This is a genomic window from Streptomyces sp. DSM 106670 (assembly GCF_055792845.1).
Genome location: NZ_CM147704.1, coordinates 6,219,511 through 6,244,005, shown reverse-complemented (window position 1 = coordinate 6,244,005; position 24,495 = coordinate 6,219,511). Strand labels below are relative to the sequence as shown.

27 protein-coding genes are annotated in these 24,495 nt (G+C 71.1%); 2 read left to right on the top strand and 25 right to left on the bottom strand.

The features are described 5' to 3' along the window. Nucleotides 1–2 precede the first annotated feature (2 nt). The 8 genes from ACSMXR_RS27815 to rpsB form a co-directional block, all read right to left on the bottom strand. Entirely contained in the window at nucleotides 3–1,619 is a 1,617-nt protein-coding gene (locus ACSMXR_RS27815) for an ABC transporter permease (RefSeq protein ID WP_473172453.1), read from the bottom strand. Nucleotides 1,620–1,702: 83 nt separating this feature from the next. Then, the gene (locus ACSMXR_RS27810) at nucleotides 1,703–2,800 is read right to left on the bottom strand and encodes a thiamine ABC transporter substrate-binding protein (RefSeq protein WP_137234461.1); all 1,098 of its coding nucleotides are present in this window, start codon (nucleotides 2,798–2,800) and stop codon (nucleotides 1,703–1,705) included. Between the two features lie 252 nt (nucleotides 2,801–3,052). After that, entirely contained in the window at nucleotides 3,053–4,159 is a 1,107-nt protein-coding gene (rlmN, locus tag ACSMXR_RS27805) for a dual-specificity RNA methyltransferase RlmN (RefSeq protein ID WP_030085148.1), read from the bottom strand. Between the two features lie 109 nt (nucleotides 4,160–4,268). Beyond that, nucleotides 4,269–5,354: a phosphatidate cytidylyltransferase gene (locus ACSMXR_RS27800; RefSeq protein ID WP_103507112.1), complete on the bottom strand. Its 1,086-nt coding sequence runs from the start codon at nucleotides 5,352–5,354 to the stop codon at nucleotides 4,269–4,271. Further along, nucleotides 5,354–5,911 carry a ribosome recycling factor gene (frr, locus tag ACSMXR_RS27795; protein ID WP_006127917.1) on the bottom strand — a complete coding sequence of 186 codons (558 nt, stop codon included), beginning with the start codon at nucleotides 5,909–5,911 and terminating at the stop codon, nucleotides 5,354–5,356. The genes ACSMXR_RS27800 and frr overlap by 1 nt, the downstream gene beginning before the upstream one ends. 122 nt (nucleotides 5,912–6,033) lie before the next feature. Beyond that, nucleotides 6,034–6,810 (bottom strand): UMP kinase, encoded by a 777-nt coding sequence (gene pyrH / locus ACSMXR_RS27790; protein ID WP_137234463.1) that lies wholly within the window; start codon nucleotides 6,808–6,810, stop codon nucleotides 6,034–6,036. A 161-nt stretch (nucleotides 6,811–6,971) separates the two neighbouring features. Continuing rightward, nucleotides 6,972–7,808: a translation elongation factor Ts gene (gene tsf, locus ACSMXR_RS27785; RefSeq protein WP_030629547.1), complete on the bottom strand. Its 837-nt coding sequence runs from the start codon at nucleotides 7,806–7,808 to the stop codon at nucleotides 6,972–6,974. 99 nt (nucleotides 7,809–7,907) lie between these two features. Continuing rightward, on the bottom strand, nucleotides 7,908–8,849 hold the full coding sequence (gene rpsB / locus ACSMXR_RS27780; RefSeq protein ID WP_030629544.1) for a 30S ribosomal protein S2: 942 nt from the start codon (nucleotides 8,847–8,849) through the stop codon (nucleotides 7,908–7,910). Nucleotides 8,850–9,194: 345 nt separating this feature from the next. On the opposite strand from rpsB, the gene ACSMXR_RS27775 reads away from it, so the two are divergent. Further along, entirely contained in the window at nucleotides 9,195–9,974 is a 780-nt protein-coding gene (locus ACSMXR_RS27775; RefSeq protein ID WP_473170149.1) for a peptidoglycan DD-metalloendopeptidase family protein, read from the top strand. Here the strand turns inward: ACSMXR_RS27775 and ACSMXR_RS27770 are convergent. From ACSMXR_RS27770 to ACSMXR_RS27690, 17 genes are all read right to left on the bottom strand, one after another. Continuing rightward, on the bottom strand, nucleotides 9,913–10,482 hold the full coding sequence (locus ACSMXR_RS27770) for a TetR/AcrR family transcriptional regulator (protein ID WP_103507116.1): 570 nt from the start codon (nucleotides 10,480–10,482) through the stop codon (nucleotides 9,913–9,915). The genes ACSMXR_RS27775 and ACSMXR_RS27770 overlap by 62 nt on opposite strands. A 137-nt stretch (nucleotides 10,483–10,619) precedes the next feature. Next, nucleotides 10,620–11,456: an RNA polymerase sigma factor WhiG gene (gene whiG, locus ACSMXR_RS27765; protein WP_103507117.1), complete on the bottom strand. Its 837-nt coding sequence runs from the start codon at nucleotides 11,454–11,456 to the stop codon at nucleotides 10,620–10,622. A 254-nt stretch (nucleotides 11,457–11,710) separates the two neighbouring features. Then, nucleotides 11,711–12,823, bottom strand: a complete 1,113-nt coding sequence (gene dprA, locus ACSMXR_RS27760; protein WP_473172452.1) for a DNA-processing protein DprA — start codon at nucleotides 12,821–12,823, stop codon at nucleotides 11,711–11,713. Between the two features lie 344 nt (nucleotides 12,824–13,167). Further along, the gene (locus tag ACSMXR_RS27755; RefSeq protein ID WP_249628084.1) at nucleotides 13,168–14,790 is read right to left on the bottom strand and encodes a YifB family Mg chelatase-like AAA ATPase; all 1,623 of its coding nucleotides are present in this window, start codon (nucleotides 14,788–14,790) and stop codon (nucleotides 13,168–13,170) included. Beyond that, nucleotides 14,790–15,149: a YraN family protein gene (locus ACSMXR_RS27750; protein ID WP_137234467.1), complete on the bottom strand. Its 360-nt coding sequence runs from the start codon at nucleotides 15,147–15,149 to the stop codon at nucleotides 14,790–14,792. The genes ACSMXR_RS27755 and ACSMXR_RS27750 overlap by 1 nt, the downstream gene beginning before the upstream one ends. Nucleotides 15,150–15,302: 153 nt before the next feature. Next, the gene (locus ACSMXR_RS27745; RefSeq protein WP_003965949.1) at nucleotides 15,303–15,611 is read right to left on the bottom strand and encodes a DUF2469 domain-containing protein; all 309 of its coding nucleotides are present in this window, start codon (nucleotides 15,609–15,611) and stop codon (nucleotides 15,303–15,305) included. 64 nt (nucleotides 15,612–15,675) lie between these two features. Then, on the bottom strand, nucleotides 15,676–16,164 hold the full coding sequence (locus tag ACSMXR_RS27740; RefSeq protein ID WP_137234468.1) for an NUDIX hydrolase: 489 nt from the start codon (nucleotides 16,162–16,164) through the stop codon (nucleotides 15,676–15,678). Next, a complete protein-coding gene (lepB, locus tag ACSMXR_RS27735) occupies nucleotides 16,161–16,916 on the bottom strand; it encodes a signal peptidase I (RefSeq protein ID WP_137234469.1) in 756 nt (251 codons plus the stop codon). The genes ACSMXR_RS27740 and lepB (ACSMXR_RS27735) overlap by 4 nt, the downstream gene beginning before the upstream one ends. 49 nt (nucleotides 16,917–16,965) lie before the next feature. Continuing rightward, on the bottom strand, nucleotides 16,966–17,880 hold the full coding sequence (lepB, locus tag ACSMXR_RS27730; protein WP_137234509.1) for a signal peptidase I: 915 nt from the start codon (nucleotides 17,878–17,880) through the stop codon (nucleotides 16,966–16,968). Continuing rightward, the gene (gene lepB / locus ACSMXR_RS27725) at nucleotides 17,783–18,859 is read right to left on the bottom strand and encodes a signal peptidase I (protein ID WP_137234470.1); all 1,077 of its coding nucleotides are present in this window, start codon (nucleotides 18,857–18,859) and stop codon (nucleotides 17,783–17,785) included. Before lepB (ACSMXR_RS27725) ends, lepB (ACSMXR_RS27730) begins: the two co-directional genes overlap by 98 nt. Then, complete coding sequence (gene lepB, locus ACSMXR_RS27720; RefSeq protein WP_473170148.1) at nucleotides 18,852–19,622, bottom strand: signal peptidase I; 771 nt, start codon at nucleotides 19,620–19,622, stop codon at nucleotides 18,852–18,854. Before lepB (ACSMXR_RS27720) ends, lepB (ACSMXR_RS27725) begins: the two co-directional genes overlap by 8 nt. 45 nt (nucleotides 19,623–19,667) lie before the next feature. Further along, the gene (gene rplS / locus ACSMXR_RS27715; RefSeq protein ID WP_006127901.1) at nucleotides 19,668–20,018 is read right to left on the bottom strand and encodes a 50S ribosomal protein L19; all 351 of its coding nucleotides are present in this window, start codon (nucleotides 20,016–20,018) and stop codon (nucleotides 19,668–19,670) included. A gap of 129 nt (nucleotides 20,019–20,147) precedes the next feature. After that, the gene (gene trmD / locus ACSMXR_RS27710) at nucleotides 20,148–20,969 is read right to left on the bottom strand and encodes a tRNA (guanosine(37)-N1)-methyltransferase TrmD (protein WP_103507125.1); all 822 of its coding nucleotides are present in this window, start codon (nucleotides 20,967–20,969) and stop codon (nucleotides 20,148–20,150) included. Next, a complete protein-coding gene (rimM, locus tag ACSMXR_RS27705) occupies nucleotides 20,969–21,565 on the bottom strand; it encodes a ribosome maturation factor RimM (RefSeq protein ID WP_137234472.1) in 597 nt (198 codons plus the stop codon). Before rimM ends, trmD begins: the two co-directional genes overlap by 1 nt. 118 nt (nucleotides 21,566–21,683) lie before the next feature. After that, a complete protein-coding gene (locus tag ACSMXR_RS27700) occupies nucleotides 21,684–21,923 on the bottom strand; it encodes an RNA-binding protein (RefSeq protein WP_003965959.1) in 240 nt (79 codons plus the stop codon). Between the two features lie 2 nt (nucleotides 21,924–21,925). Further along, complete coding sequence (gene rpsP, locus ACSMXR_RS27695; protein WP_030085056.1) at nucleotides 21,926–22,366, bottom strand: 30S ribosomal protein S16; 441 nt, start codon at nucleotides 22,364–22,366, stop codon at nucleotides 21,926–21,928. 157 nt (nucleotides 22,367–22,523) lie between these two features. Next, the gene (locus ACSMXR_RS27690) at nucleotides 22,524–23,117 is read right to left on the bottom strand and encodes a hypothetical protein (RefSeq protein WP_003965961.1); all 594 of its coding nucleotides are present in this window, start codon (nucleotides 23,115–23,117) and stop codon (nucleotides 22,524–22,526) included. Between the two features lie 451 nt (nucleotides 23,118–23,568). On the opposite strand from ACSMXR_RS27690, the gene ACSMXR_RS27685 reads away from it, so the two are divergent. Next, on the top strand, nucleotides 23,569–24,453 hold the full coding sequence (locus ACSMXR_RS27685) for a methyltransferase domain-containing protein (protein WP_218524580.1): 885 nt from the start codon (nucleotides 23,569–23,571) through the stop codon (nucleotides 24,451–24,453). The last annotated feature ends 42 nt before the right edge of the window (nucleotides 24,454–24,495 follow it).

Below are 24,495 nucleotides of genomic sequence, written 5' to 3'. Positions count from 1 at the left end.
GTTCAGAACTCCCCGGATCGGTCGGTGCGGATACGCTCCAGGAGCAGCAGCGACACCGCGCACACCAGCATCAGAATCGTGCTCAGGGCCATCGCCTGCCCGTAGTTGAGCTCCCCCGACCGGCCCAGCAGCCGGGCCACGGCCACCGGCAGGGTCGGGTTGTCGGGCCGGGCGATGAAGACCGTCGCGCCGAACTCCCCGAGGGAGACGGCGAAGGCGAAGCCCGCCGCGACCAGCACCGCCCGTCGCACCAGCGGCAGATCGACCTCCCGCCAGGCCCGCAGCGGCGAGGCCCCCAGCACGGCGGCGGCCTCCCGCAGCCGGTCGTCGACCGCGCGCAGCACCGGCAGCATGGTCCGTACGACGAAGGGGACGCCGACCAGCGCCTGGGCCAGCGGGACCAGGATCCAGGAGGTCCGCAGGTCCAGCGGAGGCTTGTCCAGGGTGATCAGGAAGCCGAAGCCGACGGTGACGGCGGAGACCCCGAGCGGCAGCATCAGCAGCGCGTCGAAGCCCCGGACCAGCCGCCCGGCCCGCCGGGTCAGGGCCGCCGCCGCGAGCCCGCCGATGACGAGGGCGACGAGCGTCGCGACGAGCGCGTACCGCAGGGAGTTGCCGACGGCCTCCAGCGGCGGCACCAGGAAGGTCGAGGAGCCGCCGGACCCGGCCGACTGGAGGGCCCGGTAGTAGCCGAAGCCGTAACCGCCGGGGCCATCGAAGGACCGTTCCACCAGCACGCCGAGCGGCAGCAGGATCAGCAGCAGTGCGGTGAGCAGGACGCCGCCGAGCAGCGCCCACTGCCCGGGGCCGCGCGGCCGGCGGGAGGTCTGCGCCGGGTCGACCAGCTTCAGCGCCCGCTCCCGGCGGCGTACGGTCGCGGCGTGCACGGCGAGGATTCCGCCGACCGCGGCGAACTGCACCAGGGTCAGCACGGCGGCCGTCGGCAGGTCCAGGAGTTGCGCGGTCTGCCGGTAGATCTCCACCTCCAGGGTGGAGTACGCCGGTCCGCCGAGGATCTGTACGACGCCGAAGGAGGTGAACGTGAAGAGGAAGACCATCAGCGCGGCGGCGGCGACGGCCGGGGCGAGCGCGGGCAGCGTCACCCGGCGGAAGGCGGCGAACCGTCCGGCGCCCAGCACCCGGGCGGCCTCCTCCTGGCGCGGGTCCAGCTGGGACCAGAGCCCGCCCACCGTGCGGACGACCACGGCGTAGTTGAAGAAGACGTGGGCCAGCAGGATCGCCCACACGGTGGTGTCGAGGCGGACGCCCCACAGCTCGTCGAGGAGCCCGCCGCGTCCGAGCAGCGCCAGGAACGCGGTGCCGACGACGACGGTCGGCAGCACGAACGGCACAGTGACGACCGCCCGCAGCACCTGCTTGCCCGGGAAGTCGAAGCGCGCGAAGACATACGCCCCGGGCAGCGCGATCAGCAGGGTGAGCGCGGTCGAGGCGAGGGCCTGCCAGGTGGTGAACCAGAGGACGTCGAGGATGTCCGGGCGGGCCAGTACGTCACCGATCCGCCCGAACTGCCAGTCGCCGCCCGCCTTGAGGCCGCGGCCGACGATCGCGGTCACGGGGTAGGCGAAGAACACCGCGAAGAACGCGACGGGCACGGCCATCAGGCCGAGCCGCACCGCGGCTCCGCGCCGCCCGGCCCCCCGGAGGACGGGGGGCGCGGAGCGGGCGGTCCTCTCCTCGGGCCCTACTTCAGGACCAGCGACTGCCACGACTGGATCCACTGCTCACGGTTGGCGGTGATCTTCTCGGGCGCGACGGTGGGAGGCGTCTCGACACTCTCGCCGTGCTGCGTGAACAGCTCCGGCAGCTTCGCGTCCTTCACGACCGGGTTCACGAACATGTTGAGCGGCATGTCCTCCTGGAACGTCTTGCTGATCATGAAGTCCAGCAGCGCCTTGCCGCCCGCCTCGTTCTTCGCCCCGGTCAGCAGCCCGGCGTACTCGGTCTGCCGGAAGCAGGTGCCGGTGGCGACCCCGGTGGGGGCCTCCTTCGGCTGCGGGTCGGCGTAGAGCACCTCGACGGGCGGGCTGGAGGCGTAGGAGACGACGAGCGGCCGGTCGGCCTTGGCCTTCTTGCCGCCCGCGGAGCCGGAGAACTCCTCGTTGTACGCCTGCTCCCAGCCGTCGACGACCTTGACGCCGTTGGCCTTGAGCTTCTTCCAGTACGCCTCGTAGCCGTCCTCGCCCTCGGCGGCGATGGTGCCGAGGAGGAAGCCGAGACCGGGCGAGGAGCTGGCCGCGTTCTCCGTGACGAGGAGGTTCTTGTACGCGGGCTTCAGCAGGTCCGCGAAGGTCTGCGGCGGGGCCAGCTTCTTGTCGGCGAAGTACTTCTTGTCGTAGTTGACGCAGATGTCGCCGGTGTCGACGGGCGTGACGCGGTGCTTCTCGTCCGTCTGCGTGTCCGCCGTGACGGTGTCCAGGCCCTTGGCCTCGTACGCGGTGAACAGGCCGTTGTCGAGGGCGCGGGAGAGCAGGGTGTTGTCGACGCCGAAGAAGACGTCGCCGCGCGGGGAGCCCTTGGTCAGGATCTCCTGGTTGAGCGCGGCCCCGGCGTCGCCGCTCTTGAGGATCTCGACCGTGTAGCCGGTCTCCTTCGTGAACGCCTTCAGCACCTTGTCCGAGACGTTGAAGGAGTCGTGGCTGACCAGGGTGACGGTCTTGGAGCCGCTGCCCTTGGAGGCGCCGGAGCCCGACGGGCCGTCGTCGCCGCCGCAGCCCGCGAGCACGGTGACGCCGAGGGCGGCCGCGAGCGCGGTCGCCGCGTACTTCGTGGTGGTGTTCATCTGATTCCTCCTGGAGGTGACCAGGAAGAGACGCGGCCCCGCCCGCTGTCCGGCGAACCGGAAGCGGGCAGGGCGCAACAGCTTGAGTAAGGTCCGAACTTCCTACCCGGAATGACCCGGGCGAGGTTCAGAGGGTCTGCGGCCAACCTGTCCTTGGTGCCGCACTCTCAGCGCTGTGGCGCTCCCCTGTCGGAATATGAAGTTGATTTCGGGCCCAGGCTACACCGGCGGTTTCCGGCCGCCCGGGGGAGGCTAGCGCTCGGAGGCCGCCAGCTGACCGCAGGCTCCGTCGATCTCCTGGCCCCGGGTGTCCCGGACCGTGACGGGCACGCCGTGGGCCGCGATGGCCTCGACGAACGCCTTCTCGTCCTCGGGCCGCGAGGCGGTCCACTTGGAGCCGGGCGTGGGGTTGAGCGGGATCAGATTGACGTGCACCCGCTTGCCCTTGAGCAGCCGGCCGAGCAGGTCGCCGCGCCAGGCCTGGTCGTTGATGTCCCGGATCAGGGCGTACTCGATGGAGATCCGGCGGCCGGACTTCTCCGCGTACTCCCAGGCGGCGTCCAGCACCTCGCGGACGTTCCACCGGGTGTTGACCGGGACCAGGGTGTCGCGCAGCTCGTCGTCCGGGGCGTGCAGCGAGACGGCGAGACGGCACTTGAAGCCCTCGTCGGCGAAGCGCAGCATGGCCGGGACCAGGCCCACGGTGGAGACGGTGATCCCGCGCTGCGAGAGGCCGAGGCCGTCCGGCTCGGGGTCGGTGAGCCGGCGGATCGCGCCGACGACGCGGTTGTAGTTGGCGAGCGGCTCGCCCATGCCCATGAAGACGATGTTGGAGAGCCGCGCCGGGCCGCCGGGCACCTCGCCGTCGCGCAGGGCGCGCATGCCGTCGACGATCTGGTGCACGATCTCGGCGGTCGACAGATTGCGGTCGAGGCCGGCCTGACCGGTGGCGCAGAAGGGGCAGTTCATGCCGCAGCCGGCCTGCGAGGAGATGCACATCGTGACGCGGTCCGGGTAGCGCATCAGGACGGACTCGACGAGTGTGCCGTCGTGCAGCTTCCACAGGGTCTTGCGCGTGGTGTCGTCGTCGCAGCTGATGTGCCGGATCACGGACATCAGATCGGGGAACAGCGCCTCGGCGAGCTTCTCCCGCGACGCGGCCGGGATGTTGGTCCACTGGGCCGGGTCGTGCGCGTACCGCGCGAAGTAGTGCTGCGAGAGCTGCTGGGCGCGGAACGGCTTCTCACCGGTCGCGGCGACCGCTTCCTTGCGCTCGGCGGGCGTGAGGTCGGCGAGGTGCCGCGGCGGCTTCTTGGCTCCGCGGGGCGCGACGAAAGTGAGTTCTCCGGGCTTAGGCATGGTTCATCCAGTGTCGCAGACAGACGGGTGAGGGCCCGCCGCCCTGTGGACGACGGACCCTCACTCGCGGAACGTGCAGGTGGGACAGGGTGCCGGGGTGCCGGAAGGCTCAGCCGGAGCCCACGAACAGCACCAGCAGCAGCCAGACGACCGGGGCGGTCGGCAGCAGCGAGTCCAGCCGGTCCATGATGCCGCCGTGGCCGGGGAGCAGGGTGCCCATGTCCTTGATCCCGAGGTCACGCTTGATCATGGACTCGCCCAGGTCGCCGAGGGTGGCGCTGACGGCGACCGCGAAGCCGAGCAGCAGACCCTGCCACCAGGCGCCGCCGTCGATCAGGAACTCCATGCACAGCGCGCCGGCGACCATCGCGAAGGCGACGGCTCCGAACAGGCCCTCGCGGGTCTTGCCGGGGCTGATGCGCGGGGCGAGCTTGTGCTTGCCGAAGCGCCAGCCGACGGCGTAGGCCCCCGTGTCGCTGACCACGGTGAGGACCAGGAAGGTCAGCACCCGCCACGATCCGTCGTCCGCCGTCAGCAGCAGGGCGACGAAGGTGGCCAGGAACGGCACGTAGAACGCCGCGAAGACCCCGGCCGTGACGTCCTTCAAATACCCGTCCGGCGGTTCGGTCATCCGCCAGACCAGCACCGCGAGGGCCGTCAGGGCCATCGCGATCCAGGCCCCCTCGGGACCACGTGCGTAACCGGCGACGACCATCGCGGCTCCGCCGACGGCCAGCGGCACCAGGGGCGCCTTGATGCCCTTGCGTTCCTGGAGGCGGGAGGTGAGCTCCCACAGGCCGACGACGACGGCGATCACTATCACGCCGATGAAGACGGCCTTCACGATGAACAGCGAGAGGCCGATGACGGCGCCGAGACCCACGCCGACCCCTATGGCGGCGCGCAGATCACGCCCCGCACGCTTCTTCTGCGGCGGGGGCGGCAGCGGGGTGGACATGGGCTCCTGCGGCATCTCGTCACGGAACAGGGGGCCGCTGACGTGAGCGGCATCCCTGTCCCGGTCGTCGCGGTCGGCTGCGTCTCTACCTGCGTCGGGAACGTCCGGCACGTTGGGCATGGGCCGAGTCTGCTGGGCATCACGCACATCGTGGGCAGGACCCGCCGGGGCGGCGCTCATCTCGGGCGTGCCCCAGTAACCGGCTCCCTGCGGGGCGCCCCAGGAAGAGTCGTTCATCAGACTTCGAGCAGCTCGGCTTCCTTGTGCTTGAGCAGCTCGTCCACCTGCGCGACGTACTTCGCGGTGGTGTCGTCGAGCTCCTTCTCGGCGCGGCGCACCTCGTCCTCGCCGGACTCCTTGTCCTTGACGAGCTTGTCGAGGTTCTCCTTGGCCTTGCGGCGGATGGAGCGGATCGAGATCTTGGAGTCCTCGGCCTTGGTCTTGGCGACCTTGATGTACTCCTTGCGGCGGTCCTGGGTGAGCTCGGGGAAGGTCACCCGGATGATGTTGCCGTCGTTGCTCGGATTGACGCCGAGGTCGGAGTCGCGGATCGCCTGCTCGATGTTGCGCAGCGCGGTCTTGTCGAACGGCGTCACGACGGCCATCCGCGGCTCGGGAACCGAGAACGAGGCCAGCTGGTTGATCGGGGTCAGCGCGCCGTAGTAGTCGGCGACGATCTTGTTGAACATCGCCGGGTGCGCACGGCCGGTACGGATCGCGGCGAAGTCCTCTTTCGCGACGACAACGGCCTTCTCCATCTTCTCCTCGGCCTCGAGGAGGATTTCTTCGATCACCACGTGCTCCTGCGTGTCTTGGGTGGGCCCGGCGTCGTCATCGCCGCGCCCTGCGGGTCCTGCGTCGCGTCCTCACCTGCACGGTGTCCGACCGGCAGGCCGTTGTCCATCCTGGGGGGCCGTCAGGCCCGGGTGCTCGCGTCGCTCACGAGCGTGCCGATCTTCTCACCCTTGACCGCGCGAGCGATATTGCCCTCGGCGGTCAGCTCGAAGACGAGGATCGGGAGCTCGTTGTCGCGGCAGAGCGTGATGGCGGTGGCGTCGGCGACCTTCAGGTCGCGGGTGATCACCTCGCCGTACTCCAGAGCGTCGAACTTGACCGCGTCGGGGTTGGTCTTGGGGTCGGAGTCGTAGACCCCGTCCACGCCGTTCTTCCCCATGAGCAGCGCCTCGGCGTCGATCTCCAGGGCGCGCTGGGCGGCGGTGGTGTCGGTGGAGAAGTACGGCATGCCCATACCGGCGCCGAAGATCACGACGCGCCCCTTCTCCAGGTGCCGGACGGCCCGGAGCGGGATGTACGGCTCGGCGACCTGGCCCATGGTGATGGCGGTCTGGACGCGCGAGTCGATGCCCTCCTTCTCCAGGAAGTCCTGGAGCGCCAGGCAGTTCATGACGGTGCCGAGCATGCCCATGTAGTCGGACCGGGCCCGGTCCATGCCGCGCTGCTGGAGCTCGGCACCACGGAAGAAGTTGCCTCCTCCGATGACCACCGCGATCTGGGCGCCGTCGCGTACGACGGCGGCGATCTCGCGGGCGATGGTGTGCACGACGTCGGGGTCGACGCCGAGGCCGCCGCCACCGGCGAACGCCTCACCGGAGAGCTTCAGCATGAAGCGCCCGGAGCCCTTGTCGTCGTCGTGCTTGTCGTCGGCCTGAATGGCGTCCGCGCCCTTGTCCATGGAAATTCTCCTCGTGCACATACGAAGAAGGCCATTGCCGGTGGGTCTGGTGTCCCTACAGCGGCAATGGCCTCCTCGTCAGATCTGCGGTCGTCCGGCGTGGGTGCGGCCGTCGACTGCGTCAGACCCTATCGGGTCCGGCGCTGTTCGCCCGGACGGACTCAGATGCCGACCTTGATGCGCGAGAAGCGCTTCAGGGTGACACCGGCCTCGTCCAGGACCTTCTGAACGGACTTCTTGGCGTCCAGCGCGTACGGCTGGCCGAGGAGGGTGGCCTCCTTGAAGAAGCCGTTGACGCGACCCTCGACGATCTTCGGGAGCGCGGCCTCGGGCTTGCCCTCGGCGCGCGTGGTCTCCTCGGCGACGCGGCGCTCGGCCTCGACGACCTCGGCCGGGACGTCCTCGCGGGAGAGGTACTTCGGCGCGAAGGCGGCGATGTGCTGCGCGATGCCCTTGGCCAGCTCGGCGTCGGCCTTGTCCAGCTCGACCAGAACACCGATCTGCGGGGGCAGGTCGGGCATGGTGCGGTGCATGTACACACCGACGTAGGCACCGGTGAACTGCGCGAAGCGGTCCAGGACGATCTTCTCGCCGAGGTTGGCGTTGGCCTCGTCGACGTACGCCTGGACGGTCTTGCCGGCCTCGATCTCGGAGGCGAGCAGCGCCTCGATGTCGGCCGGGGAGGTCGCGGCGACGTGCGCGGCGAGCGTGTTGGCGACGGCCTGGAACTTGTCGCCCTTGGCGACGAAGTCCGTCTCGCACTTCAGCTCGAGGATGACGCCGGACGTCTGGTCCTCGGAGATCAGGGAGACGACGGCACCGTTCTCGGCAGAACGGCCCTCGCGCTTGGCGACGCCCTTCTGGCCCTTGATACGGAGCGCCTCGACGGCCTTGTCGACGTTGCCGTCGGCCTCGTCGAGCGCCTTCTTGCAGTCCATCATGCCGGCGCCGGTGAGCTCGCGGAGCTTCTTGACGTCAGCGGCGGTGTAGTTCGCCATGAGTCTGTATGTCTCTCTCGAAGTCTGAAAGATCTACGGGTGAACGGCGGGGGCGACGCTTGTGGCGTCGGCCCCCGCCGTCAGCAGCCGTGACGGGTGTCAGGCCTGCTCGGCGTCCGCGTCGGCGGCCGGGGCGTCGGCGGCCGGAGCCTCGACAGCGGCCTCGGCCTCGGCGACGGCCTCGGCCGGCTTCTCGGCGTCGGCGACCTTCTCGGTCTCGGCGGAGGACTGGACCTCGGCGGCAGCCGCGGTCTCGTCCTTCTTGTCGCCCTCGAGCAGGTCGCGCTCCCACTCGGCGAGGGGCTCGCCGGCGGCCTTCTCGCCCGGCTTCGAGTCACCGGTGGCGGCACCGGAGCGGGCGATGAGGCCCTCGGCGACGGCGTCGGCGATCACGCGGGTGAGCAGGGTGACGGAGCGGATCGCGTCGTCGTTGCCCGGAATCTTGTAGTCGACCTCGTCGGGGTCGCAGTTGGTGTCGAGGATCGCGACGACCGGGATGTGGAGCTTGCGCGCCTCACCGACGGCGATGTGCTCCTTCTTGGTGTCGACGATCCAGACGGCGCTGGGCACCTTCTGCATCTCGCGGATACCACCGAGGGTCTTCTCCAGCTTGGCCTTCTCGCGCGAGAGGACCAGGAGCTCCTTCTTGGTGAGGCCGGAGGCGGCCACGTCCTCGAAGTCGATGAGCTCGAGCTCCTTCAGACGCTGAAGGCGCTTGTAGACGGTGGAGAAGTTGGTGAGCATGCCACCGAGCCAACGCTGGTTGACGTACGGCATGCCGACGCGCGTCGCCTGCTCGGCGATGGCCTCCTGGGCCTGCTTCTTCGTACCCACGAACATGATGGAGCCGCCGTGGGCGACGGTCTCCTTGACGAACTCGTAGGCGCGGTCGATGTACGACAGCGACTGGAGCAGGTCGATGATGTAGATGCCGTTGCGCTCGGTGAAGATGAAGCGCTTCATCTTCGGGTTCCAGCGACGGGTCTGGTGACCGAAGTGGACGCCGCTTTCCAGCAGCTCCCGCATCGTGACGACGGCCATGGCCGTACTCCTTGAGGTACTCGGTTATCGCGACCGCAGGTTTGCGCTCGCGCCTGACGCCCCGACGCGCCGTGCCACGAGGGACCGAGGAGCGCGGCCACCTCCGAGAAGAGGGAGGTGGCGGGGCGTGCGAAGTCGACCCGGTGACCCGGATCGCCGTAAGAAGTGTACGGGACCGGCTGAGTGCCGGGTGACCGCGATGTCCACAACCGCGTGACCGGGAACTTCACCACCACGTGACCGCGATCCTCACGGTCGGGTGACCGGGATGTCCACAACCGGCGAGTAGTCCACAGGAACGGTCAGTGATCCCCGGAATCCCGGCCTCCGGGCCATCGTGGCGACATGCGCCATCAGCCCGCCCCGCACCGCTCCCCCGCCCACCGCACCCTGCTCCCGGTCGTACTCCTGGCCCTGCCGCTCTCGCTGCTCGTGCTGTGCGGGCTGCTTCCGGCCGGGCCGCCCACGCCGGGCCCGGCCGTCGCACCGGCCGGAGCCGTGGCGGCCTTGCCGGGTGCGGACGCCGACACGGGCGAAGACGCTGACGCGGACACCGACGCAGACGTGGACGCGGACACAGACACCGATGTGAGCGCCGACGACGGTGGCCGGAGCTGGCCGCTGGCCGGGAGACCCGCGGTGTTACGGGGGTGGGAGCCGCCCGCCGGTCCGTACGGGCCCGGCCATCGCGGCGTGGACCTCGGGGCCGGGCCGGGCGCTCGGGTGCTGGCGGCCGCCGGGGGCCGGGTGTCGTTCGAGGGGCGGGTGGCGGGCCGCGGGGTGCTCTCCGTCGAGGTGGCCGACAGCGGTTCGCCGCCGCTGCGCACCACGTACGAACCGGTGCGGGCCCTGGTCGAGGAGGGCGCGCGCGTACGGGCCGGGCAACCGGTCGGGGTGCTGGAGGAGGGGCCGTTCCACTGCGCGGAGGGCTGCCTGCACTGGGGCCTGCGGCGCGGGGACGCCTATCTGGACCCGCTCTCGCTGCTGCCGCCCGCACTGCTGCGCACAGGCCCCTCGCGACTGCTTCCGGTGTTCGGTGTGCCGGAGCCGGAAGCCGTCCGGGTCAGTCGCTCAGGCCGCCGGTCACACCGCGCAGGACCATCGCGACGACGGTGTCCGCGATGACGCCCGGCTCCTCCGCGACGCCCAGTTCGATACGGCGCACGGCGGCGTCGACCGAACCCTGCAGGAGCATGGCGGCCAGCCTGGGCTGCTCGTTGCCGAGGTCGGCCAGCGCTTCGACGATCATGGCGATCAGTCCGCCGTGCGCGGCGCGGATCTTCTCCCGGGCGCCCGCGTCCAGCTCGCTCGCGGAGATCGCGACGACCGCGCGGTGGCGACGGTCCCCGACGAGGTCGAGCTGCCGGCGCACATACGCCTCGATCTTCGCCTCGGGCGTATCGGCGCGCTGCATGGCGTTCTCGACCTCGGCCGCCCAGACGGGGAAGTCGACGGCGCACAGCTCCTCGACGACGGCGGCTCGGGAGCGGAAGTACTCGTACACGGAGGACCGGGCGAGGCCCGTGCGCTCGGCGAGTGCGGGGAAGGTCAACGCCTCCGTACCGCCCTCGGACAGCAGGGAGCGCGCGGCGTCCAGGAGGGCGCCGCGCTGCATGGTCCGGTGCTCGGCCACGGAGGCCGCTCGAATCCTGGGCACGTGTCCACTCTACGGCGGCAGACGCGCGGGGGAAGGGCACGGCCTCCGACCGGATGGCCGGAGAGGGCCGGAGAAGGCCGGGAAGGAACCGGGACAGGGCCGGGAAGGCGTTGTCAGCGGCCCGCGTCGGCGAGCTTCGCGCGGAGCTGCAGCACGGACTTGGTGTGGATCTGGCTGACCCGGCTCTCGGTCACCCCGAGGACGTTGCCGATCTCCGCGAGGGTGAGGCCTTCGTAGTAGTAGAGGGTCACCACGGTCTTCTCGCGGTCGGGGAGAGTGTTGATGGCCCGCGCGAGCAGTCTTCTCAGCTCACGGTCCTCGGCGACCTCCACCGGGTTGTCGGCGGCGGTGTCCTCCAGCGTGTCCATCAGGCTCAGCCGGTCGCCGCCCTCGCCGCCGACGTGCAGCAACTCCTCCAGGGCGACCACATTCGCCAGCGACAACTGGCTGAAAACCGCGTGCAGTTCCTCCAGCGCGATGCCCATCTCCGCGGCCACCTCGGCCTCCGACGGCGTGCGCCGGAACTGCGCCTCCAGCGTGGCGTAGGCGCGCTCCACGTTCCGCGCCTTCTGCCGGACGGACCGTGGAATCCAGTCCAGCGCCCGGAGTTCGTCGATCATCGCGCCGCGGATCCGGGTGATCGCGTACGTCTCGAACTTGATGGCCCGTTCGATGTCGAACTTCTCGATGGCGTCGATCAGTCCGAAGACCCCGGAGGAGACGAAGTCGGCCTGCTCGACGTTGGACGGCAGCCCCACGCTCACCCGGCCCGCGACGTACTTCACGAGCGGCGAGTAGTGCAGGATCAGCTGCTCCCGCAGCCGCTCGTCGCCCGTGGTTTTGTAGGAACGCCACAACTCGTCGAGGGAGGAGGGGGCGGGAGGGCGCACAGTGCCACGCGCAACCGGTGGTACTGCCGCGCGGTCAGACCCGGAGGTGTGCTGGGGCATGTGGTGCCTTGAGCCGTTCTGCCGTGAAGTGCTGGGGGACTTTTGTCTGGGGCGGAATCCTTGTGAGCGTAGCGTGACTGAGGCGTCGCAGTCCGCGCAGGACGGGAGTTCCACGCCGCGTGACGGCGTGCCGCCGTTCACGCCGCCCACGCCCGCCGGGGGCCGGGACCACCACCGTGGGTGCGGGTCCCGGGCAGGTCACCGATCGATCGTGCGAGGTCATCGGCCTTACCTTTTCACCCGAATGCTCCAGGTCAAGGACCGCCTCGCCGCGCGTCGTCGTTGCGTACCGAAGGAAGCGTCAACCGCCAGCCGTCGCCTTCGCGTTCGACGAACCCCAGTGAGTGCAGTTCGTACAGTCGACCGAGCGTTTCGTCGGCCGAAGTCCCCGCGGTGCGGGCGAGGTCACGGGGGTGGCTGACACCGTGGTACGGAAGCGCTTCGAGGACCCTCGCGGTGACCGCGTCCAGGTGGTCCCTGGGCAGCACCGGGCCGCGTCGGACCGGTGGGAGGTCGCCGATGTCCCCGACCAGCTCGACGACTTCGTCGGCGTCGGTGACGAGCACGCCCTCGCCGCGCAGCAGCTCGTGGACCCCTGCCGACAGGCCGCTGGTGACGGGTCCTGGCACCCCCATCGCGAAGCGGCCGAGCCGTTGGGCCTGGCGGGCGGTGACCAGCGAACCGCTGCGGTATTCGGCCTCGACCACGACCGTTCCCCTGGTCAGCGCGGCGATGACGCGGTTGCGCAGGATGAATCTGCTGCGGGTGGGGTGCGAGGTGGGCGGCAACTCGGCGATGACGAGACCCTGTTGGGCCAGCCGCCCGAGCAACTCGGCATGCCCGCGCGGATAGGGCACGTCGACACCGCAGGCCAGCACGGCCGTGGTCGCCCCGCCCGCCGCGAGCGCGCCCCGGTGGGCGGCCCCGTCCACCCCGAACGCCGCCCCCGACACCACCACCCAGCCGCGCTCGGCGAGTCCGGAGCCGAGGGTCGCCGCCATGTGCGCCCCGTACGGGGTGCAGGCTCTCGCTCCGACCACCGCGACCGAGCGCAGGGACCACAGCCGCAGGTCGGGACGCCCCCGCACCCAGAGTCCGACGGGCCGCGCGTCGCCCAGGTCGTCCAGCTGGCTCGGCCACTCCCGGTCCCCCGGGCAGACGAAGCGTCCGCCCACCGCGGCGACCGCGGCCAGATCCCGTTCCGGCTCCGCGGCGGCCGCCCGCAGCCGGTAGCCACCGAGCCGGAGAGCGGTCATCCCCGGCAGCCTCTCGGCGGACCCGTCCTCGACGGTGAGCCGCCGCAGCAGCTCGACCGCGCCGGTCCGCCGCAGCCAACGCCCGGCCCGCTCGTCCCCCGGCTCCAGCACCCGCGTCAACGCGGCCCTGGCCACCCGCTCCCGCTCCCGGCCTCCCACCCGGTCGCCATCGTGACCGTCGCTCCGGCCGCGGCCTTCACCCCGGTCGCCGTCGCCGCCCCGGCCCTCCCGGTCCGCCTCCGCGCCACCCCGGCCCTCCCGGCCTGCCCCCGCGCCACCCCGGCCCTTCCGGTCCGCCTCCGCGCCACCCCCGTACCCTCCTCGTCCCGGTCCGTGCCCCGGCTCGTGCTCCCGTCCCGGCTCCACTCCGCCCTCCCGGTCGAACCCGTGCTCCCGGCCCGCTTCGCCTCCCTCGTCCCGCTCCGGCCCGGGCCGGAGCTCCCCCATCACGCCGGTCACCGCTCCCCCGCCCCCATCGGCACCCCGCGCTGGATGCCCGTCCGCAGTTCCAGGGCGACCGCCACATCGGAGTCGTCCGGGCGGTCCGCGCCCCGCAGGTCCGCCACGGTCCAGGCCACCCTCAGCACCCGGTCCAGGCCCCGGGCCGTGAGGATGCCGCGCTCCAGGTCCCGCTCCGCCGCCGCCAGCGCTCCCGGGGCCGCGAGCAGCCGGGTCCGCAGCTCATGGCCGGGCACCTCGCTGTTCGTGGTCCACGGGGTGCCGGCCAGCCGCTCGGCCGCCCGCGCCCTGGCGTCCCGTACCCGAGCGGCGACAACGGCCGTCGACTCGCCCCGGCCGCCCTGCCCCAGCAGGTCCGCGCGGTCGACCGGCTCCACCTCGACCCGCAGGTCCACCCGGTCGAGCAGGGGCCCGGACAGGCGCGCCTGGTAGCGGCGGACCACCGAGGGCGGGCACTCGCAGCCCGCGCCGGTGAGCGTGTGCCGGCCGCACGGGCACGGATTGGCGGCCAGCACCATCAGGAACCGGGCGGGCAGCCGCACCACGCCCGCCGCCCGCGCGACCACCACATGACCGGACTCCAGGGGCTGGCGCAGCGCGTCCAGGGCCTTGCCCGAGAATTCCGGGGCCTCGTCGAGGAAGAGGACCCCGCGATGGGCCAGGGACACCGCCCCGGGCCTCGGGATGCCGTTGCCGCCGCCGACCAGGGACTGCATGGTCGCCGAGTGGTGCGGAGCGCAGTAGGGCGCCCTGGAGACGAGCGGTTCACCCGGGGGGAGGATGCCCGCCACGGAGTGGACCGCCGTCACTTCGAGGGATTCCTGCCGGGTCAGCGGCGGCAGGACCGCCGACAAGCGCTCGGCCAGCATGGTCTTGCCCGCACCCGGCGGGCCCGAGAACAGCAGATGGTGTCCGCCGGCCGCGGCCACCTCCAGGGCCCGGCGCGGGCGCGGCTGCCCCGCGACGTCCGCCAGGTCCGGCCGGTGGCCGTCACCGCGCGCGGCGGCCGGGGCGAGCCCCGCGCCGAGGCCCGTGCCGGGGATCATGAGCCCGGCCAGCATGGCGTCGGGGCGCCCCTGGTCGTCCGCGGGTTCCTCGGGCACCGGTTCGTCGCACAGAACCGCGATGAGCTGGCGCAGGCTCCGGACCCCGAGGACCGAGATCCCCGGCACCAGCGCCGCCTCCCCGGCCGACTGCTCGGGGACGACGACCTGCTCGTACCCCGCTTCGGCCGCCGCCAGGACGGCGGGCAGCACGCCCCGTACGGGACGGACCCGGCCGTCCAGACCAAGTTCGCCGATCATCACCACATCGGCGATCGCCGCGGGGTCGATCCGCTCCGCCGCGCCGAGGACCGCGCTCGCTACGGCGAGATCGAAGCCCGAACCGCTTTTCGGCACGGAGGCCGGCGAGAGCCCGACCGTGAGCTTCTTCTGCGGCCACTCGGCACCGGAATTGACCACCGCGGCCCGCACCCGGTCCCGGCTCTCCACCAGGCTCTTGTCCGGCAGTCCGACCAGGGTGAAGGCCGCCACCCCCGGCTCCAGGTCCGCCTGGACCTCCACCACCACACCCTCGACGCCCACCAGCGCCACGGAACACGCTCGTGCGAAGCCCATCAGGACACCCCCCGGGCGTGCTCCGTGACCGGGGCTCCGCGCCGGGGCACGATCACCCCGATCAGGTCGATGCGGACGCCGCCGGGCGGTGGCCCGCCGTGCCGGTCGAGCCAGATCTCGGCGAGTCGTCGCAGCCGGTCCGCCTTGGCCGGGCCGACCGCCGCCATGGGGTGTTCGAAAGCCTCTGACCTGCGGGTCTTCACCTCGCAGAAGACCAGGGCGTCACCGTCCCTGGCCACGATGTCGATCTCTCCGGCGCGGCAGCGCCAGTTGCGCTCGACCACCGCCATACCGGCTTCGGTCAGCAGCCGTGCCGCCAGATCCTCGCCGTACCGCCCGAGTGCCCCCCGTGCGTTCATATCGGCACCACCTCCGGCACCGACTGTGACCCGGCCCGCCCGAAGTTGTGGATCTTGGTGGACAACTCCGTGGATGTGGAAAACCCGGCCACCCACATGGGTGACCGGGTCGCTCACCGCAACGCGCGTATCGGCGGCGCGGGCCGCGCGGGGTCAGCCTCCCGGAAGTTCCAGATCGCTCTTGTTGAGCTCTTCGATGTTGACGTCCTTGAAGGTCAGCACGCGGACCTGCTTGACGAACCTCGCGGGCCGGTACATGTCCCAGACCCAGGCGTCCGCCATGGACACCTCGAAGAAAACCTCACCCTGGACGGAGTGCACCTGCATCTCGTAGTCGTTGGTGAGGTAGAAGCGCCGTTCGGTCTCGATCACATATTTGAACAGACCGACGACATCGCGGTACTCCCGGTAGAGCTTCAGCTCCATCTCGGTCTCGTACTTCTCGAGGTCCTCGGCGCTCATGGCATGTTTCCCCTTCAGCCGTGCGTGCCCCCATTGTGCGTCAGCCTCCGGCACCCCTGGACGATTAGACGATTTCGGGGGCCAGAACCAACGGATCACGCGGGGGACCCTCGTCGAGAAGCGTGCGCAGCAGCTCGGCGAGTCTGGTCGGGTACACCGTCTCACGCGTCGCGAGCAGTTCGGCGGAAGTCCACCACCTCAGACCGGCGACGCTGCGCAGTTCCAGGTCGGTGAGGCCCTGCGGGGCGGTGGCCGTCTGTGTCGTACGGGCCAGGTAGTACCACTCGTCCTGGTCCCAGCGCCGCCCGTCGAACGGGAAGGAACAGATCCGGGTCCAGAGCAGCGGGCCCAGCTCGATGTCCGTGATGCCGGTCTCCTCGGCGAGCTCGCGGCGGGCCGCCTGCTCCCGGGTCTCATCGCCCTCCAGACCGCCTCCCGGGGTGAACCACCAGGTGTCGGCCGGGTCGTCCGGCTCATGGCCGTGCAGCAGCAGTACGCGGTCGTCGGGGTCCAGCAGGACCACTCGGGCGACCCTGCGGGTCTCCGAGGTCACCGGGCCCCTCCGGCGGCCGTCCTCCGGCGGGCCAGGCGCCCCGCCACGGGCCCGTACACCGCGCCGCCGAGGATCAGGACCACTCCCACCAGGATCGCGCCCAGCTGGAGCCGCAGCGGCCCCGCGGCGGACACCCCGCCGGGCAGCGCGGCGAACGAGGAGGGCCGGCTGATCATGCCGTTCATCGGCCAGGCCACCGCGTCCACCCGGGCCTGTACGGCGCTCAGCGGTACGGAGCCCTCGCCCGGGTCCTGGAGGTGGACCCGGGAGTCCAGGGAGGTGGCCCGTTCGTCGCCGAGCAGGAAGATCTGGCCCTTGGGCACGGTGGCGGAGAAGTCCTGGGGCGAGGCGGGGGCCGCCGCGCCCGGAGCCGCCGGGTCCCGGTCGAGGTACGGCTCGTCGACGGGGGTTCCGTTGACGGTGAGCCGCCCTTCCTTGTCGCAGCAGGCCACCTCGTCGCCGCCGACCCCGACGACGCGCTTCACCATCGCCGTGGCGCCCCAGACCTCATCGGTGAAGACCACCACGTCACCGCGCCGGACGTCGGCGCCGTCTATCCGCTCGGCGAGCACCCGGTCGCCGGGCTTCACCGTCGGCGCCATGGAGTCGGTCGGGATGGTGTACGGCTGGTAGACCACCGCCGCCCAGACGAAACCGCCGAGGAAGAGCACACAGCCGACGGCCACGGCCAAGCCCGACATCATGGCGCCGAGCCGGCCGCGGCCGTCGTCCTTGCGTCCTGTACCGCTCATCCCAGCGCTCCCCCGTCGGAGATCGACAATCGCTGATCCGAGCGGCACCCTACCCGGCGGTACGCCCGGCGGTCAGCCTCCGGCGGCGCCACAACACGAGGGGCACCGCTCCGGCTACGCCCAGTGCCGCCGGGGCCATCGCCGCGGCCGCGTTCAGACCGGGCTGGTCGAAGGTGTCCGGGACCGGGAGGGTCGCCCAGCGGCCCAGCGGCCAGGCGACGACGACGGCGCGGCCGACGACCTCGTCCGTGGAGACCGTGCCCTCTCCGGGGAGCTCCTGGTGGTAGCGCGAGTCCAGGGAATTCTGCCGGTGGTCGCCCATGACGAAGATCCGGCCGTCCGGCACCTTGATCGGGCCGAAGGGCTTGTCGTTGCACGGGGTGTTCCCCGGGAAGATGAACGACTTCTCGTCCAGGCTCTTCCCGTTGACCATGACCGGCCCGTTCTCCTTGCACTCCACGGTGTCGCCGCCGACCGCGATGACCCGCTTGATCAGGTCCTTCTCCTCGGAGGACGGCATCAGGCCGATGAAGCTCAGGAACTTCTGCACCGCGTTGGGCTCCGGGGTCGCGGTGTCCTCCAGCCAGCCGCCCGGATCGTGGAAGACCACGACCTCGCCGCGCTCCGGCTCGGAGCCGAACCACGGGGTCAGCTTGTCGACCAGCACCCGGTCGCCCCGCTGCAGCGTGTTCTGCATGGAGTCCGAGGGGATCGAGAACGCCTGGACCAGGAACGTCTTGATCAGCAGCGCCAGGACCAGGGCGATGCCGACGAGCAGCGGCAGCTCCACCCAGAAGGAACGCTGCTTCTTGGGACGACTGCCACGGCCGCCCGGGTTGTCGCCGTCGTCGCCGGGGCCGCCGCCCTCACCGTCCGGCGGGACCGCCGCCCCGCCCGCGGGAGACTCGTCGCGCTCCGGCCGGTCCTCGGGTTCGTCGTGTCCGGATCGTGCGCCGACCGCCAAATCCCCCACATCCACTCCTCAGTACGTGCCACTGCCCGCGCCCCATCGGACGCAGGCCCACCACTCCCATAACGAGCGGGAGTTCCGCAGGGGTCGGGAGCCGGACCATTCCATCGCGATCCGGAGGTGCCACACTATTCGACGGTGCCGGAACCGCGGCCTCCGATGCGCGCGCGTCCGGGACCGCGGTGAAGGTGTCGCGTTCTTCCAGGGTGCTCCAGTGGCCGAACGGCCAGGCGATCACGACGGCCCGCCCCACCACCTCCTTCTCGGAGACCGTGCCCCGGTCGGGTTCGTCGAGGTGGAAGCGGGAGTCGGCGGAGTCGGACCGGTGATCGCCCATCACGAACAGCCTGCCCTCGGGGACCTTCACCTCGAACGAGATGGTCGAGGGCCGGTCGTCGGGGTGGAGGTACGTCTCGGCCAGCGGTACGCCGTTGACGGTGATCCGGCCGTCCTCGCCGCAGCACTTCACGGTGTCGCCGCCGACCGCGATGACCCGCTTGATCAGGTCCTGCTCGTCGTCGGACGGCAGCAGACCGATGAAGGTCAGCAGCTCGGTGGCCTGCTTGACGCCGATCGGCGGGTCCTTCTTCTCTCCGGGGTTCTCCTGCTGGAGCCAGCCGCCGGGGTCCTTGAACACCACGACGTCGCCGCGCTCCGGCTTCGATCCGAACCACGGGGTCAGCTTGTCCACGAGCACCCGGTCGCCGATCCGGATGGTCTGCTCCATCGACCCGGACGGGATGACGAACGCCTGGACCAGGAAGGTCTTCAGGACGAGCGCGATCAGCAGCGCCACGACGACGAGGACGGGTATCTCCCGCATCGCGGACCTGCGGCGCTTGCGCCGGACCTTCTTGGCGAGCTTGCGGCGCTCCGCCCGGGTGGGCAGCGAGCGCGGCCCGGTGGGCCTGGTCCCGGTCGGCAGGGACGCGTCGGGGTCGGGGGCGCCGCGCGGACGTCCGCGGTTACCCATGCGCCCCGCCGGGCGCCCGTACGCCGCCGAAGGCGCCGGTCCCCTCCAACGAGCCCGTACGGGCCGGCGGCCAGCCCAGCCAGTCCACCCGGCCGGTCACCCGCTCGACGGGGACCATCCCGCCGCCGGGCGAGCCGAGATGGTCCCGGGAGTCGCTGGAGCGACTGCGGTGGTCGCCCATCATCCACAGGCTGCCGGCCGACACCACGATGTCGAAGGGCGCCCGGGAGGCGGTGTCACCGGGGTACAGATACGGCTCGTCCACCACGGTGCCGTTGACCGCGAGCCTCCCCTTCGCGTCGCAGCACACGACGCGGTCGCCGCCCACGCCCACCACCCGCTTCACGAAGTCGGTGTCGGCGGGCTCCACGAGCCCCAGGGAGGCCGCCGCTCCGCGCACCAGTCCGGTCAGCGGGTTCGCGTCGAGGTCCTCCCGTACGAACGAGCCGGTGCCGTCGAAGACCACCACGTCGCCGCGCTCGGGCTCGGCGCCGAAACGGTACGCCAGCTTGTTGACGAGGACCCGGTCCCCGACCTGCAGCGTGGGCTCCATCGAGCGGCTCGGGATCAGGAAGGGCTGGACCACGTAGGAGCTGAACAGCAGCAGGGCGACGGTGGCCAGGACCGCCCCGGTCAGCACCCGCCGCCAGGTCAGTACGGAGGCGACGCGGTCCCGCGTACGCGAAAAGCGCGACCTCTCCCCGGACCCCGCATCGGGTTCCGAGGAGCGGTCGCGCTCCGAGTGCTGTGCTTGCGTGTCCATCGCGGCCGAAGCTTATCCGGCCGCGCTGTGAACGCGGGAAGCAGCTCAGTTGTCGCGCTTCTCCTTGATCTTCGCGGCCTTGCCGCGCAGCTCACGGAGGAAGTACAGCTTGGCGCGACGGACGTCACCGCGGGTGACGAGCTCGATCTTCTCGAAGATCGGGCTGTGCACCGGGAAGGTGCGCTCGACGCCGACGCTGAAGGAGACCTTGCGGACCGTGAAGGTCTCGCTGACGCCCGCGCCCTGGCGGCGGATGACAACACCCTTGAACTGCTGGATACGGGAGCGGTTGCCCTCGATCACGCGCACGTGGACGTTGACGGTGTCACCGGGGCGGAACGCCGGGACGTCCGACCGCAGGGTCGCGGCATTGACGTCATCGAGCAGGGAAGCCATGGTTTCTGCTTTCTTCGCCGATGCCACAGGTCATCGACGGGATATCGAGAGGAGTTCGGAGTGCTGATCGCGTCGGGCGGGCGTCTTTCCCCCTGTGGCAGGGGCGCACACCGGACGTACAGCAGCGGCCTATTCTTCCACGGCGGTGGGCCTGCGCCAAAATCGGCCGCCGGGCTCCGGTGCGAAGCCCAGGATGGAGAGGATCTCGCGGTCCTTCTTGTCGAAGGCGCTCGCCTCGCACCGCTCGATCAGATCGGGCCGGTTGAGGGCGGTCCGGGCGAAGGCCTGGTCCCGCCGCCAGCGCGCGATCTTTCCGTGGTGGCCGCTGAGCAGCACGTCAGGGATGGACCGGCCGCGCCACTCGGGCGGCTTGGTGTAGACGGGTCCTTCCAGGAGGTTCGCCATCGCGCCGGGCGCGAAGGAGTCGTCCCGGTGGGACTCGGCGTTGCCGAGGACGCCGGGCAGCAGCCGGGCCACGGCCTCCGTGATCACCAGGACGGCCGCTTCCCCGCCGGCCAGTACGTAGTCCCCGATGGAGACCTCGACGACCCGCAGCCGGGTGGCGTACTCGTCGATCACCCGGCGGTCGATGCCCTCGTACCGCGCCGGGGTGAAGACCAGCCAGGGTGCGGCGGAGAGTTCGACGGCCAGTTCCTGGGTGAACGGGCGGCCGCTGGGCGTGGGCACGACGAGCACCGGGGAGTGCGCCCCGGCCTCGTAGCCGTCGGCCAGGGCCTCGTCCAGCGCCTCGCCCCAGGGTTCGGTCTTCATGACCATGCCGGGGCCGCCGCCGTAGGGGGTGTCGTCGACCGTGTTGTGCCGGTCGTACGTCCACTCCCGCAGGTCGTGGACGTGGACGTCCAGGACGCCGCGGGCGCGGGCCTTGCCGACCAGGGAGACGTTCAGCGGTTCCAGGTACTCCGGGAAGATCGTGACGACGTCGAGCCGCATCAGGCGTCGCCCTTCGGCGCCTCGTCCGCGTCCCCGGGGGCCGCCTCACCGGTCTCCTCGTCGCGGGAGGAAGCGACCACGGCCTCGCTCTCGTCGATCAGACCGGGCGGCGGGGTGATGACCGCGCGCTGCTCCTCCAGGTCGATCTCGGTGACGATCTCCTCCACGAAGGGGATCATCACCTCGCTGCCGTCGGGGCGCTCCACGATGAACAGGTCCTGCGAGGGCAGGTGCGAGATCTCGGTGATCCGGCCGATCTCGGTACCGTCGGCCAGCACCACGTCGAGGTCGATCAGCTGGTGGTCGTAGAACTCGTCCTCTTCCTCGGGCAGTTCCTCCGGGTCCACCTCGGCGATCAGCAGGGTGTTGCGCAGCGCCTCGGCGGCGGAGCGGTCGCGTACGCCCTCGAAGCGCAGCAGGAGCCTGCCGCTGTGGACCCGGCCGGTCTCGATCGTCAGCGGACCCGTCTCCGCCGGTTCGGTGGCCAGGACGGCGCCGGGTCCGAGCCGCAGCTCCGGCTCGTCCGTTCGTACCTCGACGGTGACCTCGCCCTTGATGCCGTGGGCGCGGCCGATCCGCGCGACTACCAACTGCACGCTGTTCTCCGATTGATGGGGTGCGGACGTGGAGGAGGAGACGTCCGGGTGGCCGACGACAAAGGCCGGGGACGGCCCGAAGGCCCTCCCCGGCCCTGGCCGGTGTTCAACTCGCTGATCAGCGAACCTGGTCCACATCGACGAGGTCGACACGGATACCGCGGCCGCCGATGGCACCCACGACCGTACGCAGAGCGCGAGCGGTGCGACCGTTGCGGCCGATCACCTTGCCGAGGTCGTCGGGGTGGACCCGGACCTCCAGCACGCGCCCGCGACGCAGGGTGCGCTCGGCAACCTGCACGTCGTCGGGGTTGTCGACGATGCCCTTCACGAGGTGCTCGAGAGCCTCCTCGAGCATGCTCAGGCCTCGGTCGACTCGGTGGACGCGGGGGCCTCGGCCGCCTCGTCCGCCTTCTTGTCGGACTTCTTGGCCTTGGGGGTGATGGCCTCACCCTTGGCCTCGTCGCCGTCCGCGGACAGCGCCTCGAACAGCGCGCGCTTGTCAGCCTTGGGCTCCGGCTGCAGCAGCGGCGCGGGGGCCGGGAGGCCCTTGTGGGCCTGCCAGTCACCGGTGAGCTTCAGGATCGCGAGGACCGGCTCGGTCGGCTGGGCGCCGACGGACAGCCAGTACTGCGCACGCTCCGAGTTGACCTCGATGCGCGAGGGGTTCTGCACCGGGTGGTACAGGCCGATCTCCTCGATGGCCCGGCCGTCACGGCGGGTACGGGAGTCGGCGACGACGATGCGGTAGTGAGGCGAACGGATCTTGCCCAGACGCTTCAGCTTGATCTTGACTGCCACGGAAGTGGTGTCTCCTGGTCTATGACGTGGTTGGGCACAACTAGATGCCACGTGGGGTTGCGGTACTCGGAGTGCCCGATGGACGCGTCAGCCGGAGGAGAGAGGGGTCCTGTGCGACTGTCGAGTACAGCTAGCCATTGTGCCACACCACATCGGCTCACCCCACCGCGACCGCCGCTTCCGGGATCCGGAACGGCTTGCCGCAGCCGCCGCAGACGATCGGCGCCTGCGCCAGGACCGACGGGACGACGCGGACGTTGCGTCCGCAGTCGCAGACGGCCTTGACCCGCACACCGCCCCCGGAGGAACCGTGCCGGGCGGCAGGTCCGCGGAAGGAGCGTTTGGTGTCGGCGGCGGTGGCGACGGTGTGCGCCTTGAGGGCGCGCTGCAGCCGTTCGGTGGTCGGACGGTACCGGCGCTTGGCTTCCGGATTCAGCGTGACCAGCGAGAATCCGCTGCTGGGGTGGGGCTCCTCGGCATGATCGAGGCCCAGCTCCTCGGCGATCGCGAGGAAACGTCGGTTGTGGTAGCGGCCGGCGCGGGAGGTGTCTCGGACTCCTCTCGCGGCGGCGATGCCGTGGACTGCCTCATGGAGCAGTCGCTCGAAGGAGAGCTCGGCGCCACAGGCGGACGAGGACTCTCCGATCAGGGACTCGGGCGCGGCAAGATCGGGCAGCTCGGGGTGGTACCGCTGAATGTCGGCCCACGCCTGTGCCAGCTCTGCGGCAAGTACAGGTGGTGTCGTGCTCACGTCGTGATAACGAGCCCGAGTGCTCCGGTGTTCCTATTCCGGGGCATCCCAAATAATTTGCACGTACCAGTCAGTTGCCGTTGATGCGTCCGGACGAGGGCGGGTACGCAGAACTGCGGAGAAGGCGCACAGCTCGCACCAAGGTGGTGCACAGCGCGCGGTGCGCCGGGCGCTTCGGATGTGAGGTGCGCGGGCGGCCCGCGGTCCTGACGAATCCGCCCGAGAGACTACCCGCCCCGCCGCTCGACGTGCCCGGCGCGGGGTGTCGGGTAAGACTGGTCGGAGAGCAGACGCGGGACGGGGCGCACGAACGGTGCACGCAAGCACTGCCCCACACCCCCTGGACGGAACGGCGGATGCGCAGTTCTCTGGCTACGGGGGTGCGGAACATACGCACACGGGGGAGTCCACTCGGGCACGACCGACCTCTTGGCGGATTGGGGCACTTTCCATGACACCAACGCTCGTCCGGAACCAGCCGGCCGCGGACGCCTCCGCGCCGGCGGACGCCGGTACCCGCGCACGCGACTGGGCCGAGATCCAGGAACGCATGCTCGCGCCGCTGTACGAGGCGGTGTACGACCGGATGGAAGTCGGGGCCGCCACCCGGATGCTGTCCCTCGGCTGCGGCTCGGGCCTCGCGATGCTCGTCGCGGCGGCCCGGGGTGCGCATGTCACGGGTGTGGACTCCGACCGGGAGCGCCTGGCGCTGGCCCGCGCGCGGCTGCTGCCGGACGACGGCTGGGACGACGCGCCCGCGCACTCCCCGCATCCGGCCCGCCGTCGGGCCCGGCTGCTGGAGGACGGGCGGCCCGCGCCCGCCGGCGCGGACGGCGCTCCGTACAACCTGATCACGGTCTTCGAGCCGATCGGCTGCGCGGCCGGGGACTCCGAGGGGCTGGTGCCGGCGCTGCGGTCGGCCGTGCCGCTGGCCGTCCGGGGCGCCTCGGTGGTGCTGACCGGCTGGGGTCCGCCGGAGCGCTGCGCCACGGCGGCGGTGCTGCGGGTGGCCGCGCGGCTGGCGGAGTCGGCGCGTCCGCCGCGCACCGAGCCCGGCAGGTGGCGGCCCACGCTCCGGGACGATCTGGAGGACGTGGCGGCGCGGGCCGGGCTGAAGCCGGACGGTTCGGGGCGGGTGTCCTGCCCGTTCGGGTACGCGGACGTGAACAGCGCGGTGCGCGGACTGCTGTCCACCGGGCTCTTCGACGCCGCCGTACGGGCCACGGACCGCTCCCAGGTGGAGAAGGAGGTCGCCGAGGCCCTGCATCCGCACCGGCGGCAGGACGGCACGGTGTGGATGCCGAACGTCTTCCGCTATCTGGTCTGCGTGACCTGAGCGCGTACGTCCGCCGGACACACGTAAGGGGCGCCCTTGAGA

What these genes read in the sequence shown, in the direction of transcription:
- ACSMXR_RS27750 (WP_137234467.1), bottom strand. Translation starts at nt 15,149, where the DNA reads ATGAACGCACGGGGGGCACTCGGGCGGTACGGCGAGGATCTGGCGGCA.
- lepB (WP_473170148.1), bottom strand. Translation starts at nt 19,622, where the DNA reads ATGGACACGCAAGCACAGCACTCGGAGCGCGACCGCTCCTCGGAACCC.
- lepB (WP_137234469.1), bottom strand. Translation starts at nt 16,916, where the DNA reads ATGAGCGGTACAGGACGCAAGGACGACGGCCGCGGCCGGCTCGGCGCC.
- ACSMXR_RS27775 (WP_473170149.1), top strand. Translation starts at nt 9,195, where the DNA reads ATGCGCCATCAGCCCGCCCCGCACCGCTCCCCCGCCCACCGCACCCTG.
- ACSMXR_RS27810 (WP_137234461.1), bottom strand. Translation starts at nt 2,800, where the DNA reads ATGAACACCACCACGAAGTACGCGGCGACCGCGCTCGCGGCCGCCCTC.
- rpsB (WP_030629544.1), bottom strand. Translation starts at nt 8,849, where the DNA reads ATGGCCGTCGTCACGATGCGGGAGCTGCTGGAAAGCGGCGTCCACTTC.
- tsf (WP_030629547.1), bottom strand. Translation starts at nt 7,808, where the DNA reads ATGGCGAACTACACCGCCGCTGACGTCAAGAAGCTCCGCGAGCTCACC.
- whiG (WP_103507117.1), bottom strand. Translation starts at nt 11,456, where the DNA reads ATGCCCCAGCACACCTCCGGGTCTGACCGCGCGGCAGTACCACCGGTT.
- trmD (WP_103507125.1), bottom strand. Translation starts at nt 20,969, where the DNA reads ATGCGGCTCGACGTCGTCACGATCTTCCCGGAGTACCTGGAACCGCTG.
- rplS (WP_006127901.1), bottom strand. Translation starts at nt 20,018, where the DNA reads ATGGCTTCCCTGCTCGATGACGTCAATGCCGCGACCCTGCGGTCGGAC.
- rlmN (WP_030085148.1), bottom strand. Translation starts at nt 4,159, where the DNA reads ATGCCTAAGCCCGGAGAACTCACTTTCGTCGCGCCCCGCGGAGCCAAG.
- pyrH (WP_137234463.1), bottom strand. Translation starts at nt 6,810, where the DNA reads ATGGACAAGGGCGCGGACGCCATTCAGGCCGACGACAAGCACGACGAC.
- lepB (WP_137234470.1), bottom strand. Translation starts at nt 18,859, where the DNA reads ATGGGTAACCGCGGACGTCCGCGCGGCGCCCCCGACCCCGACGCGTCC.
- ACSMXR_RS27815 (WP_473172453.1), bottom strand. Translation starts at nt 1,619, where the DNA reads ATGGCCGTGCCCGTCGCGTTCTTCGCGGTGTTCTTCGCCTACCCCGTG.
- ACSMXR_RS27700 (WP_003965959.1), bottom strand. Translation starts at nt 21,923, where the DNA reads ATGCTCGAGGAGGCTCTCGAGCACCTCGTGAAGGGCATCGTCGACAAC.
- ACSMXR_RS27745 (WP_003965949.1), bottom strand. Translation starts at nt 15,611, where the DNA reads ATGAGCGCCGAGGACCTCGAGAAGTACGAGACCGAGATGGAGCTGAAG.
- ACSMXR_RS27800 (WP_103507112.1), bottom strand. Translation starts at nt 5,354, where the DNA reads ATGAACGACTCTTCCTGGGGCGCCCCGCAGGGAGCCGGTTACTGGGGC.
- ACSMXR_RS27685 (WP_218524580.1), top strand. Translation starts at nt 23,569, where the DNA reads ATGACACCAACGCTCGTCCGGAACCAGCCGGCCGCGGACGCCTCCGCG.
- ACSMXR_RS27755 (WP_249628084.1), bottom strand. Translation starts at nt 14,790, where the DNA reads ATGGGCTTCGCACGAGCGTGTTCCGTGGCGCTGGTGGGCGTCGAGGGT.